This window comes from Flavisphingomonas formosensis (assembly GCF_009755815.1).
Taxonomy (GTDB): domain Bacteria; phylum Pseudomonadota; class Alphaproteobacteria; order Sphingomonadales; family Sphingomonadaceae; genus Flavisphingomonas; species Flavisphingomonas formosensis.
Window position 1 is genome coordinate 12,522 of the sequence record NZ_WRPK01000008.1, and the last position, 18,914, is coordinate 31,435.

Annotated in this window: 16 protein-coding genes; 5 read left to right on the forward strand and 11 right to left on the reverse strand. The window is 64.8% G+C overall.

Annotated elements, in window-relative coordinates; translation table 11 throughout:
* Positions 1–133: 133 nt before the first annotated feature.
* On the forward strand, positions 134–1,051 hold the full coding sequence (locus GQY20_RS20580) for a LysR family transcriptional regulator (RefSeq protein ID WP_157219039.1): 918 nt from the start codon (positions 134–136) through the stop codon (positions 1,049–1,051).
* Positions 1,052–1,093: 42 nt separating this feature from the next.
* Here GQY20_RS20580 and GQY20_RS20585 read toward each other — a convergent pair whose 3' ends face one another.
* Positions 1,094–2,707, reverse strand: a complete 1,614-nt coding sequence (locus GQY20_RS20585; protein ID WP_157219040.1) for a flavin-containing monooxygenase — start codon at positions 2,705–2,707, stop codon at positions 1,094–1,096.
* 168 nt (positions 2,708–2,875) lie between these two features.
* Here GQY20_RS20585 and GQY20_RS20590 point away from each other — a divergent pair, with 168 nt between their 5' ends.
* A complete protein-coding gene (locus GQY20_RS20590; protein ID WP_232476176.1) occupies positions 2,876–4,939 on the forward strand; it encodes a PQQ-dependent dehydrogenase, methanol/ethanol family in 2,064 nt (687 codons plus the stop codon).
* Between the two features lie 69 nt (positions 4,940–5,008).
* Here the strand turns inward: GQY20_RS20590 and GQY20_RS20595 are convergent, their stop codons facing one another.
* From GQY20_RS20595 to GQY20_RS20615, 5 genes are all read right to left on the reverse strand, one after another.
* Positions 5,009–6,058, reverse strand: coding sequence for a J domain-containing protein (locus tag GQY20_RS20595; RefSeq protein ID WP_157219041.1), 1,050 nt, complete (start codon positions 6,056–6,058; stop codon positions 5,009–5,011).
* 142 nt (positions 6,059–6,200) lie between these two features.
* Entirely contained in the window at positions 6,201–6,626 is a 426-nt protein-coding gene (locus tag GQY20_RS20600; RefSeq protein WP_157219042.1) for a GlcG/HbpS family heme-binding protein, read from the reverse strand.
* On the reverse strand, positions 6,623–7,954 hold the full coding sequence (glcF, locus tag GQY20_RS20605) for a glycolate oxidase subunit GlcF (protein WP_157219043.1): 1,332 nt from the start codon (positions 7,952–7,954) through the stop codon (positions 6,623–6,625). Before glcF ends, GQY20_RS20600 begins: the two co-directional genes overlap by 4 nt.
* Positions 7,944–9,119 carry a glycolate oxidase subunit GlcE gene (gene glcE / locus GQY20_RS20610; protein WP_157219044.1) on the reverse strand — a complete coding sequence of 392 codons (1,176 nt, stop codon included), beginning with the start codon at positions 9,117–9,119 and terminating at the stop codon, positions 7,944–7,946. Before glcE ends, glcF begins: the two co-directional genes overlap by 11 nt.
* Positions 9,119–10,612 carry an FAD-linked oxidase C-terminal domain-containing protein gene (locus GQY20_RS20615; RefSeq protein WP_157219045.1) on the reverse strand — a complete coding sequence of 498 codons (1,494 nt, stop codon included), beginning with the start codon at positions 10,610–10,612 and terminating at the stop codon, positions 9,119–9,121. The genes glcE and GQY20_RS20615 overlap by 1 nt, the downstream gene beginning before the upstream one ends.
* A 446-nt stretch (positions 10,613–11,058) precedes the next feature.
* Between GQY20_RS20615 and GQY20_RS20620 the strand changes: the two genes are divergently transcribed.
* Positions 11,059–11,805 (forward strand): hypothetical protein, encoded by a 747-nt coding sequence (locus tag GQY20_RS20620; protein ID WP_157219046.1) that lies wholly within the window; start codon positions 11,059–11,061, stop codon positions 11,803–11,805.
* A gap of 10 nt (positions 11,806–11,815) precedes the next feature.
* Here the strand turns inward: GQY20_RS20620 and GQY20_RS20625 are convergent, their stop codons facing one another.
* The 3 genes from GQY20_RS20625 to GQY20_RS20635 are packed head-to-tail and all read right to left on the reverse strand — an operon-like array spanning position 11,816 to position 13,904.
* Positions 11,816–13,213 (reverse strand): hypothetical protein, encoded by a 1,398-nt coding sequence (locus GQY20_RS20625; protein ID WP_157219047.1) that lies wholly within the window; start codon positions 13,211–13,213, stop codon positions 11,816–11,818.
* 44 nt (positions 13,214–13,257) lie between these two features.
* Positions 13,258–13,437, reverse strand: a complete 180-nt coding sequence (locus tag GQY20_RS20630) for a hypothetical protein (RefSeq protein WP_157219048.1) — start codon at positions 13,435–13,437, stop codon at positions 13,258–13,260.
* Positions 13,438–13,442: 5 nt separating this feature from the next.
* Entirely contained in the window at positions 13,443–13,904 is a 462-nt protein-coding gene (locus tag GQY20_RS20635) for a hypothetical protein (protein WP_157219049.1), read from the reverse strand.
* Positions 13,905–14,187: 283 nt separating this feature from the next.
* Here GQY20_RS20635 and GQY20_RS20640 point away from each other — a divergent pair, with 283 nt between their 5' ends.
* Positions 14,188–15,216: a methyltransferase gene (locus tag GQY20_RS20640; protein ID WP_157219050.1), complete on the forward strand. Its 1,029-nt coding sequence runs from the start codon at positions 14,188–14,190 to the stop codon at positions 15,214–15,216.
* A 45-nt stretch (positions 15,217–15,261) separates the two neighbouring features.
* Positions 15,262–15,576, forward strand: a complete 315-nt coding sequence (locus GQY20_RS20645; protein WP_232476177.1) for a hypothetical protein — start codon at positions 15,262–15,264, stop codon at positions 15,574–15,576.
* A gap of 335 nt (positions 15,577–15,911) precedes the next feature.
* Here GQY20_RS20645 and GQY20_RS20650 read toward each other — a convergent pair whose 3' ends face one another.
* Both GQY20_RS20650 and GQY20_RS20655 read right to left on the reverse strand, forming a co-directional pair.
* Positions 15,912–17,393, reverse strand: a complete 1,482-nt coding sequence (locus GQY20_RS20650; RefSeq protein ID WP_157219051.1) for an acyl-CoA reductase — start codon at positions 17,391–17,393, stop codon at positions 15,912–15,914.
* A gap of 1 nt (position 17,394) precedes the next feature.
* Positions 17,395–18,807, reverse strand: a complete 1,413-nt coding sequence (locus GQY20_RS20655; protein WP_157219052.1) for a hypothetical protein — start codon at positions 18,805–18,807, stop codon at positions 17,395–17,397.
* Positions 18,808–18,914 lie beyond the last annotated feature (107 nt).

The window sequence follows — 18,914 nt, forward strand, 5'->3', positions numbered from 1 at the left end:
GCATTCCCGCCAGTGCGGGGAAACAGGTTCGGCAGGACTTTGCCCGCCTCGCTCCGTCTTATGCAATTTGGAGACTACTGATCCCAATGCGCTTATGTCATATCAGTCGTGATCTGTTGTCAGGAGTGAACCCATGGCCTATGACGGCCGCCTGCTGTCCGGCGTGACCGTGCTGATGGCGGTGGTGGAGGCAGGATCGATCGTGCGCGCCGCCGGTGCGATCGGCCTTTCGCCTTCCGGCGCCAGCCGCGCGCTTGCCCGGCTGGAGGCGCGCGTCGGCATCCGCCTCATCGATCGCACCACTCGCGCCCTCTCGCTCACCGACGAGGGCCGACGCTTCTACGAGAGCGTCGCACCGCATCTGGCCGCGATCGAGGAAGCTGCGCACGAGGCTGCAGGATCCGCCAGTCTCGTGCGCGGCCGCCTGCGCGTCAACGTCGATCCATTCTTCGCGCGCATCGTGCTGGCCGATCGCATCGCGGCTTTTCTTGGCAGCCATCCCGATCTGTCGCTGGAACTGGTGGCTCGGGATGCGGTGGGCGATCTCGTCGCGGACGGCTTCGATCTCGCCATCCGCTTCGGCGATCCGCCCACCGGCTCGTTCGTCGCACGCAAGCTGACCGACACGCGCATCCTCACCGTCGCATCGCCCGCCTATCTCGCCACGCGCGGCCGGCCGTCCCACCCGTCCGATCTTGCGGACCATGACTGCATCGATTTTCTCGATGTCGGCACCGGCCGCCCCTTCGCGTGGGAGTTTCACCGCAAAGGCACGATCATGCCGGTGACGTTCCGCTCACGGCTGCTGCTGTCGGATAGCAACACGTTGCTCGACGTCTGCGTCGCGGGCGCGGGCATCGCGCAGGTGCTGGAGATCGGCACGCGCGCCTGGATCCGGAGCGGCGCCTTGGTCGATCTGTTCCCCGACTGGGCTGAAGAGCGCTTTCCGCTCTATGCCCTCTTCCCGTCGCGCCACCATCGCGCCGCGAAAGTCCGCGCATTCATTGACTTCTGCGAGGAGATGATCGCCGCGCACGAAGCACTGGGATGATCTTTGGCCCTCTCCCCCGCGCGGAAGAAGGTTCAATCAAGGTCAGGGCGCCACCGTGAACCCACTATATCCCTCTGCCGCCACTTTCTCGCATCGTCCGACATAGGCCGGATAATCGAGATGAATCATGAAACGACGTGGTTTCCCGTCTATATTTGCGCCGGTGTACCAACTGTTGCCTGTCGCCAGCAATGTGCCGGCGGCCATCGCGTTCAGTTCCTCGCCCCATGTCTCCTGCGCCGTCTCGTCCGCCTCGATCAGGTTCAGGCCTTGCGTGCGCAGATGGACGAGACAGTCCGCGATCCAGTCGACATGCTGTTCGATCGAATAGATCATGTTGGTGAGCACGCAGGGGCTGCCCGGTCCCGACACGATGAACATGTTCGGAAAGCCGGCGACGCCGAGGCCGAGATAGGATTGCGCTCCGTCCGCCCAGTCGTCCCGCAGCCGGCGGTCGCCGCGGCCGCGAATGTCCATGCGCAGCAACGGTCCTGTGATCGCATCATAGCCGGTCGCCAGCACCAATATGTCGAGCGGATGGTCCTTGCCGCCCGCACGTACGCCGGTTTCGGTGACGCGTTCTATCGGCTCCTGCTTCAGGTCGACCAGATGGACGTTGGGCCGGTTGTAGGTGTCGTAATAGCCGGTATCGATGCACAGCCGCTTCACGCCCAGGCGATGCTTCGGCACCAGCTTGTCCGCCGTTTCCGGATCCTTGACGATCTCATGGATCTTGTCGCGGAAGAAGGCCGAGGCGGTGTCGTTGGCCTTCATGTCGTAGCTGAGATCGTAGAAGGCGCCCTGGAACGAAAGGCCGCCGCGCGCCCAGGCTTCCTCATAGATGCGCTTGCGCTCGGCATCGTCCACTTCCAGCGCGCTCTTGGTACCAGGTTCTCCGGTCACGGCACCGAACTGCTTGCCGCAATGATCGCGGAACGCCTTGTAATCGCTCTTGATCTTGGCGGCATCGGCGGGATCGAGCGGCCGGTTGTGCGCCGGCACGCAATAGGATGCGGTGCGCTGGAAGACGGTCAGTTCCGCCGCCTCACGGGCGATCATCGGAATAGCCTGTACGCCGGACGATCCGGTGCCGATCACGCCGACGCGCTTGCCGGCGAGGTCCACGCCCTCGTGCGGCCAGCTTCCGGTATGGACGAGCAGGCCCTGAAAGCTGTCGAGCCCGGCTATGTCCGGCACGTTGGACGCGGAGAGGCAGCCGACGGCGGTAACGAGGAAGCGCGCCACCGTTTCAGCGCCATCGGACGTCGCGACGATCCAGCGCCCGCGCGCTTCGTCGAAACGCGCGCCCAGCACGCGCGTGTGGAAGCGGAAGTGACGCCGCAGATCGAAGCGGTCCGCGACGTGGCCCGCATAGCGCAAGATTTCCGGCTGGGGCGAGAAATGCTCGCTCCATTCCCATTGCTGCTGCAGATCCTCGGAGAAACGGTAGCTATATTCCATGCTCTGCACGTCGCAGCGCGCGCCGGGATACCGATTCCAGTACCAGGTACCCCCGACATCACCGCCCGCCTCGAACCCCTGCATGGAGAAGCCGTTTTCCTGCAGCCGGTTCGCCATGGCGAGCCCCGCAAAGCCCGCACCGATGACGACGACATCCACCTCACCACCCTGGCCGGCCCGCTCCGCCGAGTTCATGATCCTGCTCCTATCAAAAACCATGTCCGGGAATCGAAAGCCCCCGCTTCTTTCTCTGCGCGCATCAATCTGCCATCACGACATTTGACGGGCATTTTGGTTTATTCTAGCACGCATCACATCGTCAATGCGCGAAAATATTGACAAAATGCGTAAGGGGAGAGGGTCTTGAAATCGATCTGGCGTGTCGCCGTACTTGGCGTGACCCTTCTTTCCGGCGCCGCCTTCACCATGGTGCCTTCGCAGGACAGCCTTTCAGACCCGTCTGCGCGGGATTGGGCGATGCACGGCCGCACCGCGAGCGAGCAGCGCTTTTCCCCGCTCGGCCAGATCAGCCAGGCAAACGTCGCTGGCCTCGGTCTCGCCTGGTATCATGAGTTCGACACGGATCGCGGCCAGGAGGCGACGCCGATCGTCGTCGACGGCAAGCTCTATGTCTCCACCGCCTGGAGCAAGGTGTTCGCCTTCGACGCCGCAAGCGGCACGCCTCTCTGGTCCTATGATCCGCAGGTAAAGGGCGCCAAAGGCTTCGATGCCTGCTGCGACGTGGTCAATCGCGGCGTGGCGGTGGATGGCGGCCATGTCTTCGTCGGCACGCTCGACGGCCGACTGATCGCGCTCGACCGGACGACAGGCAAGCCGGCCTGGTCCGTGCAGACCACCGATCCGGCCAAGCCTTACACGATTACGGGTGCGCCGCGTGTCGTGCGCGGCAAGGTGATCATCGGCAACGGCGGCGCGGAATATGGCGTGCGCGGCTATGTGAGCGCCTATGACGCGGCCACCGGCAAGCTCGTCTGGCGCTTCTACACTGTGCCCGGAGATCCGAAGAAAGGGCCCGACGGAGCAGCGTCCGATCCGATCATGGCCAAGGCCGCGTCCACCTGGTCGGGCCGCTGGTATGACGAGGGCGGCGGTGGCGGCACCGTCTGGGACTCGATCGTGTATGACGAGGAACTGGGCCGGCTCTACATCGGCGTCGGCAATGGCGGGCCCTATAATTATTTCGTGCGATCGGACGGCAAGGGCGACAACCTCTTCCTCGCCTCGATCGTCGCGCTGGATCCGGATACCGGCCGCTACATCTGGCACTATCAGGAAAATCCGCAGGAAAGCTGGGACTATACCGCGACGCAGCCGATCGCGCTGGCCGATCTCGTCATCGACGGCAAGCCGCGCAAGGTGCTGATGCAGGCGCCGAAGAACGGGCTGTTCTACGTCATCGATCGGACGACCGGGAAACCGATCAGCGCGACGCCCTACACCCAGATCAACTGGGCGAGCGGCATCGATCCCAACAACGGCCGTCCGATCGAGAAACCTGATATTCGCTATCCGGAAAAGCCGGTGCTGCTCATGCCGGGGGCATCGGGCAGCCACAACTGGTATCCTATGGCGTTCAACCCGCGGCTCAACCTCGCATATTTCCCGATCTCGCGGAACAATGCGCAGCTCTACACGCCGCAAAAGCCCTTCCAGTATCGCAAGCAGGGCTGGAACACCGGCATCGAACTCGCCCCCGCCGCCATCCCCGACGATCAGATCGCGCCGATCGCCGCCAGCCAGACCGGTGCGCTGATCGCCTGGGATCCTATCGCCGGCAAGCCGCGCTGGGCAGTCGAGCATCCCTATCAGAATAATGGCGGGGTGCTGGCGACCGGCGGCGATCTCGTCTTCGAAGGCACATCGGACGGCTATTTCTATGCCTATGCCGCGAACACGGGCAAGCAGCTCTGGCGCTACGAGGCGGGCAACGGCATCATCGCCGGTCCGATCAGCTATGCGGTCGGCAACGTCCAATATGTCGCGGTGATGGCCGGCTTCGGCGGATCGGGAGTCTCCGCCGGCTTCCAGGCGCATCAGCATCGCCGCCTGCCCGGCCGGTTGCTGGTATTCAGGCTCGGCGGCACCGCAAGCGCGCCGGCCTATCCGCCCGAGCCGGTTTCGACCTTCAAGGCCGAGACGCCGAAAGTACCCGCCGCCACGATCGAACGCGGCCGCATCGTCTACAATAATAATTGCATGGTCTGTCACGGCGTAAACGCGATCAGCAGCATCCTGCCGGATCTGCGCAAATCGATGCTGATCGCCGACGCGCAGGCCTTCGATGCGGTGGTGGCCGACGGCGCGCTGGCCGACAACGGCATGGTCGGTTTCCGCGACAAGCTGCCCGCCGCGGATATCGCGGCGATCCGAGCCTATCTGCAGGAGCGGTCGGCCGCGCAGAAATAGCGTCCTCAGCGCTCGCGCCCGCACGAGAGTCCTCCGCCGGCTACGGCGGGGGCTCGCCGTCTGCTGCGCTCAGTTGCCGCTCACGGCTGCCTTCTCGTTTTCCGCATCGGCCTTTTTCGCGAGCGCGTCGGCTTTCGGCCCGTCGGTGCGATTCCTGATCTCGAAATAGACCGCCCGGCTCGCCGCGCGCTGGATCGTTTCCAGCCTGATCGACACCAGAGCCGGCTCGACGCCGAGAACGCGGTAATTGTCGGCCTGATTTTCCTTCTGAAGGACGAAATAGCCGTTGGGATCGGTTCCTTTCACGACCGCCAGCCGCCGGTCGACGAAGAATGCCGCGGAATCGAATGCCGCGCACATGTCCGCCTTCGACCAGACGGGATCGATATCGACGGCCTTGTGGCAGGATTCGCTGTAGAGCTGCGCGCCCTGCAGCCCGCCCTTTCCCTTTATTCTGACGAAATCGCCGACCCCCTTTTCGATATCCCCATAAGAAAGTTCGGGCGGCCCCGTTCCGGATGCGAGCCGGTCGCTCTCGATATGCTGGCTCGAAATGAAATTATCCAGAATGTCCGTTCCGACATTGGCCACGGACGGTATCGATCCGACTTCATCATCGCCCAGAGACCGGCGATCGCCACCGGCCGTGCTGCTCCAGATCCTGTCCGCAGCGGCCGCGGGCTGGTAGCGATCGGAAGCGACCACTTCCAGCACCATGGCGAGAGCCAGCGCGACACCGATCGAGCCGAGCAGTGTGCGGTGCCGCTTGATGAAACCCTTGCGATAGAGGGAGAGAGGAAAGTCGAGCCGCGGCGGAATGATCTGCGGTGGGGAAGAAGGCCGCGGTGGAGGCGAAGACGCGCGGGACTGCGCGGCGGCGACCTGCCCCCAGATGGTCGCCGCATCGGCCCTCCTGCGATCATAGGCGGCGCGTTTGGCAGGATCACCGATCACGGCCCAGGCGGAATTGATCTCGGCGGCGCGCTGCGTTGCATCTGCCGACATGTTTCGGTCGGGATGAAATTTCCGCATCAAAGCCTTGTAAGCAGCACGAATTACGTCCTCATCGGACGATGGCGACACCCCCAAAATCTCGTAGAAGTCCGGAACTTCCGCCATCCATCGTCCCCTGGACAATGTCTACCGGCGAGCGATCCCTTTCGCCAATTGGATATATCGGTTGGTCAAGGGAGCATTATGGGTACCGTTCGCCGCCATTGCTCGATCGCTTGCGAATGATAGCCCTAGCGGCATCCGATATTCAGGCCTGCGCCGCGAGCCCGGCGGCGGCGATACCGGCGAGCGCAGCGGTCTCATCATTGTCGGAGGTGTCGCCGGTGACGCCGACAGCGCCGATCGCACGGTCATGATCGACCACGATCACCCCGCCTGCCGCAGGCACGATACCGGACGGCGCGAGCGGACCCAGCGACGCCAGGAAGGTCGGACGCTCTAGCGCCATCTCCCCCACCTTGCGGCTGGGGACGCCGAGGAACAAGGCGCCGGCCGCCTTGCCCGTCGCGATCGCGAAGCGGCCACTGGAGGCGCCGTCCTGCCGCTCGAACGCGATCGGGTGTCCGCCGGCATCCAGCACCACCACGCTCAGCGGCTTCAGGCTCAGTTCCTGCCCCTTGGCGAAGGCGGTGGCAATGATGATGCGGGCCTGATCGAGGCTGATGTGGCTCATGCGTTCTTCCTTGTGGCAGAGGTAGTGGATTCGAGGCTGGCAGGACGGGGGCCGCCCTGAGCCCAGTCGATCAGCTCGATGGTATGGACGACGGGCCGCGCGGCCCGCTGGCCGATCTGGGTCGCGCAGCCGATATTGCCGGTGACGATCACGTCGGCATCCAGCCGGTCGAGCGCCGCAGCCTTGCGCGCGCCCAGTTGCCCGGCAATCTCCGGCTGCAGGATGTTGTAGGTGCCCGCCGATCCGCAGCACAGATGCGCATCGGCCGGGACCCGAACCCGATAGCCCATACGCTCCAGCAGCCGCTTCGGCGCCTCCGTCACCTTCTGGCCGTGCTGCAGCGAGCAGGCCGCGTGATAGGCGATGGCGAGCCCTCGCCCCTCGCCCTCTGCAAGGCCGAGCCCATCCAGGTATTCGCTGATGTCCTTCGCAAGCGCCGATACCCGCGCCGCCTTCTGCGCATAGGCCGGATCATCGCGCAGCATGAAGCCGTAATCCTTGATCGTCGTCCCGCAGCCCGAGGCGGTGATCAGGATCGCCTCGATCCCGTCCGCCTCGATCGCCCGCGTCCACGCATCGACATTGCGCCGCGCCGCCGCCAGTCCCGCCGCCTCGCGCCCCATATGGTGGACCAGCGCGCCGCAGCAGGCCTCACCCGGCGCCTCCACCACCGCTACACCCGAGCGCGCCAGCACCCGGAGCGTGGCGTCGCGTATCTCCGGCCTCAGCACCGGCTCCGCACAGCCCCGCAGGATCGCCACGCGGCGCCCAGCGCTCCTCCCGGTCGCAGGGACGACGGACGGGCCAGATCGTCGAGACGGTCCTTCTTTCCGTTCCGGCACCAGCTCCAGCATCGCCTGCAGCGGCTTCAGCGCCGCCGCCTTGCCGAACCACGGCGCCAGCGGCCGCACGAGCCGGCCCAGCGCCAGCGCCGCCCGGAACCGGGCCGGATGCGGCAGCACCCAGGCCAGCAGCGACCGGATCAGACGATTGGGCAGCGGCCGGCGGTAGCGCGCGTCGATATAGGCGCGCGCGTGATCGACCAAATGCATGTAGTTCACGCCCGACGGACAGGTCGTCATGCAGGACAGGCATGACAGGCAGCGGTCGACATGCTTCACCGTCTCCGCGCTCGGCTGCCGCTCCTTCTCCAGCATGTCCTTGATCAGGTAGATCCGCCCGCGCGGGCTATCCAGTTCGTCGCCGAGCAGCACATAGGTCGGGCAGGTCGCGGTGCAGAAGCCGCAATGCACGCATTTGCGGATCACCCCCTCCGACGATGCCATTGCGGGATCGGCAAGCTGGGCTTCGCTGAATTCAGTCCGCATCGGCCTCGTCCAGATAGCGACCCGTCTCGAACACGCCCGTCGGATCGAATGCCCGCCGAACGCGACGCTCGAGCGCCATCACGCCGGCCGCGCGCGGATGCTGAAAGGACACCACAGCCCGCATCGCCTCGCTCGCGCGCACCAGCATCGCATGGCCACCCGCTCTCTCCGCCGCACCCCGGATAACCGCGGCGTCGCCGTCGAACGCCGCCCAGACGAGGCCTCCCGCCCAGTCGAAGAACCAGCGGGCGCCGTGCGGCGCCAGCGTGGCGGCGACGGTGCAGCCGCCCGCGGGCGGCACGCTCACGCGCCACAACGTCTCCGCATCGGCCAGCGGCTCGACATCGCGGATGCCGCGCCAGAGCGCGTCCGCCTCGCCCGTTTCCATCAGGCCGACAGGGCCATGTTCGGACAACAGGCCGGGAAGCACGGCGCAGCGTGCGGTGACGGACGGCTCGAAACCGTGCAGCCGCAGCAGGGTCAGCGCCCGCCCGTCATTCACCGCGGCGGGCAGATGCGCGGCCGCCGACACCTCGGCATGGCACCCCATGGCGCGCGCCATCGCGGCATGGGCCGCGGCATCCTCCAGCCCTTCCAGCACCATCGTCGCCTGCATGCGCGGCCGGGGCAGTACCTTGAGGGAGAGCTCGTGGATCGCCGCCAGCCGGCCCCAGCTTCCCGCCATCAGCTTGGGCAGATCATATCCGGTGACGTTCTTGACCACCTTCGCGCCGCCCACAAAGGCCTCGCCACGTCCGGAAACCGCCTTGAAGCCGAGCAGGTGATCGCGGGCGCCGCCCGCGGTCAGCCGCCGCGGCCCGGCGACGCCGGCCGCGATCACGCCGCCGATCGTCGCCCGGCCTTCCGGCCAGCCGAACAGATTGCCATGGTCCCAGGGCTCGAAGGCGAGCATCTGCCCCTGCCTCGCCACCATCCGCTCGATCTCGGCGAGCGGAGTGCCGGCGCGCACGGTCAGCACCAGCTCGGCCGGGTCATAGTCGACGACGCCGGTGAAGCCGCGCATGTCGAGTATCGCCGCCTCGCGGGGCGCGCCGATCGCCGCCTTGCTGGCGCCGCCGCGGATCTCCAGCCGGCCGCCGGACGCCGCGGCCGCGCCGACCGCCTCCGCCAGCTCGGCGGGCGTGGTGGGACGCAGGCTCGCCATCAGAAGCGCGGCAGATCGGGATGCGGCAGCTGCCCATGATGGACATGCATTCGGCCGAGCTCGGCGCAGCGGTGCAAGGTCGGGAAGACCTTGCCCGGATTGAGCAGCAGCATGGGATCGAAGGCGCATTTCACCCGCTGCTGATGCGCCAGATCGACCTCGCCGAACATAGCCGGCATCAGATCGCGCTTCTCGACGCCGACGCCATGCTCTCCGGTCAGCACGCCGCCGACCTCGACGCAGAGCCGCAATATGTCGTTGCCGAAGGCCTCGGCGGTCTCGAGCTGGCCCGGCTGGTTGGTGTCGAACAGGATCAGCGGGTGGAGATTGCCGTCGCCGGCATGGAAGACGTTGACCACTGCCAGCCCATGGGCGTCCGAAAGCTGCTGCATCCGGCGCAGCACCTCCGGCAGCCGGCGGCGCGGTATGGTGCCGTCCATGCACAGATAATCGGGCGCGAGCGATCCCATCGCCGGAAAGGCCGCCTTGCGCCCCGCCCAGAAGGCGAGCCGCTCCGCCTCGTCACGCGACACGCGCGCGGTGCCGGCACCGTTCGCCCGCGCGATCGCCGCCACCGCCTCGATCAGATGATCGCACTCCGCCGCCGGCCCGTCGAGCTCGACGATCAGCAGCGCCTCGACGTCGAGCGGATAGCCGACCTGCACGAAGGCTTCGGCGGCATGGACGGCGGCGCGGTCCATCAGCTCCATGCCGGCCGGGATGATCCCCTCGGCGATCACGTCGGCGACGCATTGCCCGGCGCTCTCGACGCTGGGAAAGCCGAGCAGCACCGCGCGCGCCGTCTCCGGCCGTGGCAGGATGCGCACCGTCACCTCTGTGACGACGCCGAGCAGCCCCTCCGAGCCGACGATCACGCCGAGCAGGTCGAGCCCAGCCGGATCGAGCTGCCGCCCGCCGAGACGCAGCACCTCGCCCTCCATCGTCACCAGCTCGACGCCCAGCACATTGTTCGTCGTCAGCCCATATTTCAGGCAATGCACGCCGCCCGAATTCTCGGCGACATTGCCGCCGATCGAGCAGGCGATCTGGCTCGACGGATCGGGCGCATAATAGAAGCCCGCCTCCTCCACCGCGCGCGTGATGGCGAGATTGGTGACGCCGGGCTGGGCGACGACGATGCGATCGGCATAGTCGATGTCGAGGATCCGGTTGAACCTGCTCATGCCGAGCAGCACCCCGTCGGCCAGCGGTAGCGCGCCGCCCGACAACGACGTTCCCGATCCGCGCGGCACCACCTTCACGCCCTCGCCGTGGCACCAGGCGAGGATCGCGGCCACCTGCTCGACCCTCTCGGGCAGCACGACGACCATCGGCGGCTGGCGATAGGCGGTCAGCGCATCGGATTCATAGGGCCGCAACGCATCCGGATCGCTGATCACGCCCTCGCCCGGCACGATCGCCTGCAGCGCCGCGACGATCGCGTCGCGGCGGCCGAGGACGGCCTGATCCGGTTCCGGCATCACCAGCGACATCGCATTCTCCCCGGGGCCGGTTACGACAGCTGCGCGCGACATGCCAGAGGCTGGGCAAGAATGCGCCAGCCACGCGCCGGCTTGCACCTCCGGCCACATTCAAAAGAAATCCGTCAGGCCCTGCGGATCGCCAACGTCTAGCCCTGCTTCGATTCGCCAAAGGCGATGCCGCGTGAGATCGCCGCGATGGGATTGGATAGGGGGTGTATCGGATGAGGGAGGGTATCGCCCCCAGTCGCGATGGGCGCGGGCGTGTCGATCGCCGTCCAAAACACCGTGCTCGGCGAGAGCGCGGGCGCTGGCGACCAGTGTGGGAGCATAGCAGTTAGGCGGTCTCATCCCCGAGGCATAGGCAACGCACGAGCGCTCTTGCCACCGCCCTCATCAGGAAACATAAAGAGAACAAGGCAAGCCTTCGAAGGGACTGTCTCTTGCTGGAGGGGGCGATGGCTCGTTCGAGACTGATCAAATGGATACTGCTCCCGTTTGGCCTGGTCGGGTGCTTTGCTCTGTCTTTATGCACGCCACCAATCGAAACGGCTCCCCCCTCGGCCGAAAAGGCGATCGCACCATCCGCCGCTGCGGCGGCCGATCTTTTCGAGCAGGAATGTGTCCGGCAACGCAATGCGGCCTGGATCCGCAAGCAGAACAAGCAGCGCATGGATCAATGCACCTGGCTTGACGACGGAGATTGCAGGTTTCGTGCCGACGGCCTGGTCGCATGGCTCGTTCCAACTACGGATCACTCCAATATTCTCGTCAGCGTGTCTTGGGCTCAGCCCGGTCGCATCGAAGGGCCGCCACCGGGCCTGTTGTCCTGCACGGTGAGAGTGCCGGCCAAGATGGGAGATGGTCTGGCGGCTGCCCTGTCGCGCATCCACTATCATGGCAGGCCCATCGGTAAACCTTTTGAAAAGGAAGGATATCGAGATTATTTCGATACCTCTCTCTTTTGGGGACCGAAGCCCAATGATGCGGCCTCGGCAGTCATTTGGTTGAATCGTTACAGGGACAGGAATGATCTTTTGGAGCGAGCCAAGGATCCTAACAATTCCATATGGGATGATTGGAAAGAGAATCAGGATCATTATAAATCCATTAAAATGAGTAAGCAGCATTATCTGCAATTGGCTACAGACCCGCCTTTCGATCAATATGATCGAAATTTTCTAATAGAATTTAGAAAATATTGAAAAATGAAATCTACACATTATCATCTTTGATAATTTCTTCAAATTGATGATATAGACTGAGCGGATGAAGAAAGAAATTCTGGTAATTATCTCTGAGCGGTATGTCATAATGCGTATCATCATATTCTTTCCGCTCCATTATCCTCTTTTTGACCCTTTTGAGGGAATTGCGATATCCAAAATCGAGCAGCATATCCCGCTGCGTGGCAGTGCTTTTTTCATACGAATCTTTGAACTTTTTATCAAACGAATCATCATCACTCTTTATATTTTCATAGACACTCTTAACTTCTCTCAACCTTAGTCCAGTCAATTTAACGATGATATCCGTTTTATCGTTCATCATATCCCGATAGAGATTTTGAGATTTTGCGGAATAGAATTTCAAATTCAGGGGATCATCGGCCTTTCCCGGATGTTCCTTCATATATTCTTTCACGAGATACATCGCCGTCCCGAAATTGAAGTTTCCAGAGCCAATGTCCAGTTTCAAGGGATCCCGGATTTTTCCCGCCTTTCCCCAGCTTTTGTCGCTGTTTTGGACAGTGCTTCCCTTTATGGCTTCCTCGTCCAGTTTATACATTCTCTCAAGATAGGCATTAGGATCCGAACGGACCTTGAGATACGCCCATCGCCAGCGGTCAGGCGCCCAGTCCTTTGCGTAGCCGAAGGTTCGGTACTCCTCACCTATCGCTGCTGCAATCGCAGTCCTCAGAACATCAAGAACGGATGCGGTGGATATGATCGAGCTTCTATTCTTTCTTACATAATCGATAATTTCCTTTCTCATCGGAAAGCTGGTGCCCGTTGCCCTGCCAGCGAGTATGATATTATCCGCCTTGTTGTCATTTTCATTGAAAATTATGCGGGATGGCTTATCGATGCTTTTATCCGTAGCGCGTGAATAGCCGCGATCCTGTGATGCCGAAGCGGATATCGTTTCATCGCCTGCTGCTTGCTTGCGGTCCGGATCCAGGGGAGCCATGAGATCCGAGCCTTTAAGATTACCATCAACCCAAGGCTGGTTTTGAGCGGTCGGCACGAGCATGGTTTGGCGCCCATCGCCACGGAGGTTCGCCGCCATGATCGCGCGGACCGTATCCAGCCTTTCCGGCGTGAGCGCGTAATAATCCGCCAGCGGTATGCCGCGCAGCGATTGCGTTTCCGGATCGAGCACTGCGGCCATCACGCGCGAGAAGGCCGCATCCTGCTCCTTCTCCACAGCCCTGCGGTCGCCTTCCGCCATGTCTGCGAGGCGCTGCTTGAGCCCGTCCGCGATGGCCGGATCGAGCCCCATCGCGTCCACCGCGGCATGCTGGGCCGGCAGGTCGCCGCCCTCGTCGCGGATCAGGCCGGCAAGCCCTTCCTGCTGCTGCTCCGCCACATAGGGCTGCAGCATACGGGTCAATCGATCCACCTTCGCCGCATCGCCGATCGTCGCGGCGCGCGCGTTCAGCCAATCTTGCGCTGGCGTGGATCGTGCTGCGCCAGATGCTCCACCACATCCGCATGCGCCGCGCCGCGCGCGTCCGTCTCCGCCGCGCTCGCCGCATCCGGGTCGAGGCCCTGCCGCCGGCTGCGTCCGCGCACCTCGCCCACGAGGCGCCGCTCGCCTTCCGCAACCGCGCGCATGTCATTCAGTCGCGCGCCTCGGCGCATCGCTGCCAGCGCCAGATCCTGGCGCTGCTGCGACTCCGCATCGTTGAATGCCTGCGTCTCGCGCTCCGCATGAGCGCGCGCCTCGTCGCCCAGGCCGAAAGGCGCGGTTCCATGATGTCGCGATACATGTTCCGCTGCCGCACCGTGTCCAGCTCGCCCAGCGGCCGGCGCACGATCTCGTTCAGCGACTGCTCGATATCCTTCCAGCGCGACGCGGCATCCCCGCCGCGCGCGGCAAACCACGGGCCAGCAAAGGCCTTCCAGCGGTCGACCGTGTCATTGTCGGCCTTGCGCACCAGCGCCTCGTCGAGGTGCAGCTGGATCGGATCGTCGTCCTCCGGCAGGCCGGAGACGACGGGGGTTGCGGGGCTATCCGGTACGGCGGGCGTGTCGGCCCAGACGACGGGATAGAGCGGATCGGGATATGGGACTCTTGGCATGACCAACTCGTCCCACCGAGCCGGGATTGCCGCCAGGGTTGCGTGTAGCCAGTCCCCTAGGGTCAGCCCATCATGCCGGCATCCGCGCTCGATGCGTGTCGCAGCGATCGGATCGAGACAACGTCCTCAGCAGCATAATCGCGTATCCTGTCGTCGGAAGCGAGCACCCGTGCCTGGCATCACAGTGCACGTCTATACTCGCCTCTAGACCGCGGCTCGAATCGATCCGGCCTCCGATCACGCCGTGCCGGGTTGTTCGCGCTTTGAGGAAGGACGAACCACCATGCAAGCCGACACGCCTCCCGCCGAGACAAGCGCCGCACTGATGCAGCTTGCCGGCGGCCTGTGGATCTCGCGCGCCATATGGGTGGCGGCGCACCTGCGCATCGCCGATCACATCGATACAGCCCCCGTTTCGATCGAGGATCTCGCCGCCGCCACCGCGACCCGGCCCGATCCGCTCGGCCGCCTGCTGACCGCGCTCGCCACCGTCGGCGTGTTCGATCGCGATACGGAAGGCCGGGTCTCGCACACGCCGATCTCGCGGCTGCTGCGGTCGGATCATCCCGCCACGCAGCGGGCCTTCATCGAATCGGTGTTCGGCCACGAACATTATGAGGCCTGGGGCGCGATCGAGGGAACGCTGCGCACCGGCGTCACCGCCTTCGACCTCCATTATGGCAAGCCGGTGTTCGACTGGTTCGGCGAACATCCCGCCACCGCGGCGCTGTTCGGCGAAGCGATGACCTCGGTCACGCTAGCCACCGAGGAAGCCGTCATCGCCGCCCATGATTTCGGCGCCTTCACCCTCGCGGTCGACGTCGGCGGCAGCCATGGCTCGCTGCTCCGGCGGCTGCTCGCCCAAGCGCCCGAGGCCCGCGGGATCGTCTTCGACCTGCCGAGCACGGTCGCCGAAGGCGAGCGCATGTGGCAGGGCACCCCCGAAGCCGCGCGGCTCAGCGCCATGGGCGGGGACTTTTTCCAGAGTGTCCCGGCCGGCGGCGATCTCTACCTGCTCAAGTTCATCCTCCACGACTGGACGGACCAGCAGTCGATCGCGATCCTGCGCAACATCCGCGCCGCGATGAAACCGGACGGGACGGTGGCGATCATCGAGATGGTGCTGCCGGACGATCCGGCGACGCGCCATCCTGGCCGCTTCATGGACCTCAACATGCTGGTGATGACCGGCGGGCGCGAGCGCAGCGCCAAGGACTATGCCGCGCTGCTGCACGAAGCCGGCCTCACGCTGCGCAGCGTTACGCCCACCGCGTCGCCGATGAGCGTGATCACGGCGGGGATGGTTGAGTAATCGCCGGGCGGCGATTAGATTCGGATGATCGACAGGGAGCAGACCATGAGCGTAGCCGAGGAAAGACCAGCGGACACCAATGTCGGCCGCCTTCCCGACCAGCCACGCTCGACGGCGGTGTCGGACGAGCTCGGCAGGCTCGTGGCCCTGCTGCGCGGCGTCTGCCCTCGCGAGGCCGATATCGAGTTCCAGTTCGACACCAAGCTGCGCGTGCATATCGATGTCCGCGAGCTTGAGCATGTCGTCGCGCTGGAGCTGATCCTGCCGACGCTCGGCGCCGGCATGTTCCACGATATCCAGCGCGGACAGACGCCCCACCACTCGTTCATGCATCGCGTGACCGCGCTGGTGGATCGGTAAGCGCTGGGCATCTGGAACTGATGTCTTAAGCCCCTCCCCTTCAGGGGCAGGGCTATCGCATATGAACGGCAGAGTTCTTCATCCTCCCCATCGCAGATGGGGAGGGGGACCGCGCGCAGCGCGGTGGAGGGGAAATGCGCGGCCGGCTAACGGCTCGCACTTTGCAAATGCACGGTATTTCCCCTCCACCAGCCTTCGGCTGGTCCCCCTCCCCAGCAGAGCTGGGGAGGATGAGGAGGCCCGCATGCAGCGATTTCGCCATATGCGATTGCCCTGCCTTCAGGGGAGGAGTGAGCCGAGATGATCGCGAATCGCTCCAGACCCACGATCCGTCATCACGCCGCCACCGGCTCCGCTTCCGGCTCACGGATCGCCTGCGCTTCCATCATGCCCGCGTCCGCGCTCTCGTCGGTGATCCATTTCACCATGCGCCGCAGCGGCTCGATCCCGTCCTGGGGCGACGGCGTCTGCATCAACGTCGCCGCGCCGCCGAGCGAGACGAGCCGCTGAGCGCCCTGGAAGGCCAGCCGGTCGCGCAGCGTCTCCTTGAGCGATTCCGGATAGATGCCGATCGTCTGGGTGTAGCTGTTAACCGAGCGCACCGCCGTCTCGATCGCATCGACCGGCACGATGTTCGCCACGCGGCAGGCGAGCATCCGCGCGAAATCCACCGGCGCGTCGGAGCGCGAGACGATGATCGCGCCCTCATTGCGCCGCCCGCCGAACAGCCGATATTCCTCCTCGACGAAGCTCAGCGCGTCGAGCTCCGCCTTGAGCTCGGGATCGAACGCCTTGTGCGGCGTGCTCAGATGATCGGGCAGCGCCTGCAGCGCGGCGAAGGTCAGTTCGCCCAGCCGCTCGGCCCGCGCGATCCCGGCCTCGTCGGTGCCCGACTGGACATAGACGACGCGCGCGTTGACGCAGCCCTCCTGGTTGAGCGCGCCGATATCCACCGCCAGCCGCCGCGCCACCGCCTGCAGGGTCGCCTCGTCGGCGAACGCCTCCGGGCCGATGATCGTGCCGCTATGCTTGGGATCGAGGGTGATCAGGTCGAGCCCCGGCTGGAGATATTGGGTGACATGCTTGATCCCCGCGAAGCCGCCCCAGGCGACGATCTTCTCGATGCGGCGCGGATCGTAGAGATGCGCCTCGATACGCTGGTCGCCGCCCTTCCAATAGGCGACCGAGACGTGACGGGTGATCGGATGGTCCGGAGCCATGTCGATCATCGTGCGGGCGATCGCCGCGGTGGTGAGCGGATCGTTGGACGGCGTCTTGACGATCGCGTCGGAGCGCGTGACGGCGTTGCGGATCACCGTCGTCACGCCGACCACCGGCACGTTGCCGGCGATGATGTGCACGGCGCGTGCGCCCATCGCACGGATGCGCAGCTTCGTGCGCGGATCGCGCCCGGCGGGCTGCTCCACCCAGCCTTCGAGATAGTCGATGCCGACCAGCCGCTCGGCCAGGTCGCGCACCGTCTCGGCCCGGAAATAATCAGGGATCAGGCCGTAATGATAGCGCAGGATCGGATCGGAGAGGCCCGAGGTGAGCCGCGACAGCTCGAACGCCTCCTGCAGATAGCGATTCTCATGGGGATCGAGCAAAGTGCCGAGCCGGTCGAGATAGGCGACGATGTCCTCGAAGCTGAGGTCGTAGAGATCCGCCATGCGCGACGGTGCCGAGAGAGCCAGCCGGTCGAGATGATCGACCACGTCGGGCGCGGTGAAGCTGGCGCCGCCGCGCCGGCCGCCGAAGGAGATGCCGCCCTCGTCGACGATCTCGCCGCGCAGGATCAGGGGAACGGTGTAGGCCATCTCAGGCGCTCCTCTCGAGGATATAGTCCATCGCGCGGTCATGCGCCTCGGGCGCGCCGGCGCAGTTGATCTTGTCGTCGCCGCCCTGCGCCTCCGAGAAGCGGCGGATGGTCGATTCGAGATAGGGCCCCTTCCGGCCGCAGCCGCAGGGCTCGTCAAAGCCCGCCATCGTCACCTCGTCTCCGCTGACGAGGCCGCCCCAATAGCTGTCGGGCAGCAGGTCCATCAGCGCGAGCCGCCCGGTCTGGCGCCCCGTGCGCGGCAGCGGCTCACCCGTCTCCGGATCGAGCACGAAGGTGATCACCACCGGCGGGAAGTGGAAATGCCCTTCGGAACAGCGCGGCGCATTGGCCATCAGCTCGCTCATCCCGAAAAACTCGAAATGGCGGCTGAAGCCGAGGAATTCGAAAATCCGCTCTTTATAGTCGGGCGGCAGCAGCTTGCCTTTCGATCCGCCGCCGGTGGTGAGGATGGAATTCTTGCCGAAGATCCCCTTGAGGCCGCGCTTCAGCCCCTCCTCCGCCCATTCGAACAGGATCGGCCACACCGCGAAGAGGAAGACGTCGCGGCCCGCATAACGCTCGCTCGCCTGGGCGAAGAAGCGATCCATGTCGTGCGGCCGATCGGCCTCGCGCTTCGCAAACTCGTCGCGCCGGGCGAGCAAGGCGGGCGAGAGCGCGATCTGCCCCTGCTCGCCGCGCGCCTCGGCAGCGCGCAACCGCCCGGCGAGCGAGGCGACGTCGGCGCTGAAATAGGCCTCGGGATAGAGGAACAGCGCGTCGCCCGCGGCATAGATGTCCGCCATCAGGTTCATGCCCCGCGCGATCGCGCTCGCGCCGTAGCGATAGGAGGGCGAGATCAGCGGCATATGATCGACGAGAATGTCCGGCCCGGTCCGATAGCCGTCGAAGTCGCGGATGCAGTGGGCGTTGATCGTCGGCGTGATGATCGTCTGCGCCTTGGTGCGCGGGATGATCGAGAGCTTGCCCGAGGTGCCGAAGGTGTGGATCGGCAGGAGGTCGCTGCCCGCCGCCAGCGCGCCGATCCAATCGTCGATGGTGGTGACACCGGACACGTCGACCCGGGACAGATCGGTGGTCGTCATATTCTGCAGCCAACGGGTCAGCCTGTCGAACTGGCCGCGCTCGAGGAAGGAAAGCGGATAGCTTTTGTACACCGTGTGGGGAAAAAGCAGCGGTACAACATCGTCGATCGCGTCGATCCGGTCGATGCCCTGCTCGTCGGCCAGCTTGCGCAGCACCGGCAGCCGGTCGCGCAGCTCCGCGAAGCGCTTGCGAAGCGCGGAAAGCTGAACCTGCTCGCGCTCGGCGTCGCTCAGCCGGAAGCCGGCATCATAGTTCGCATCCCTGAAGGATTGCGGGTCGGCGGCGAGCGCCTGCACGAAATCGGACATCCATCGCTCCTGAGTCTTGTCTGGAGCCATGCCTAGCCGGGATGCCGGCACGCGCATGATGCATTCGCACTAGGACTCGAAACGGCGCAGCACGCCATTGGTCCCGG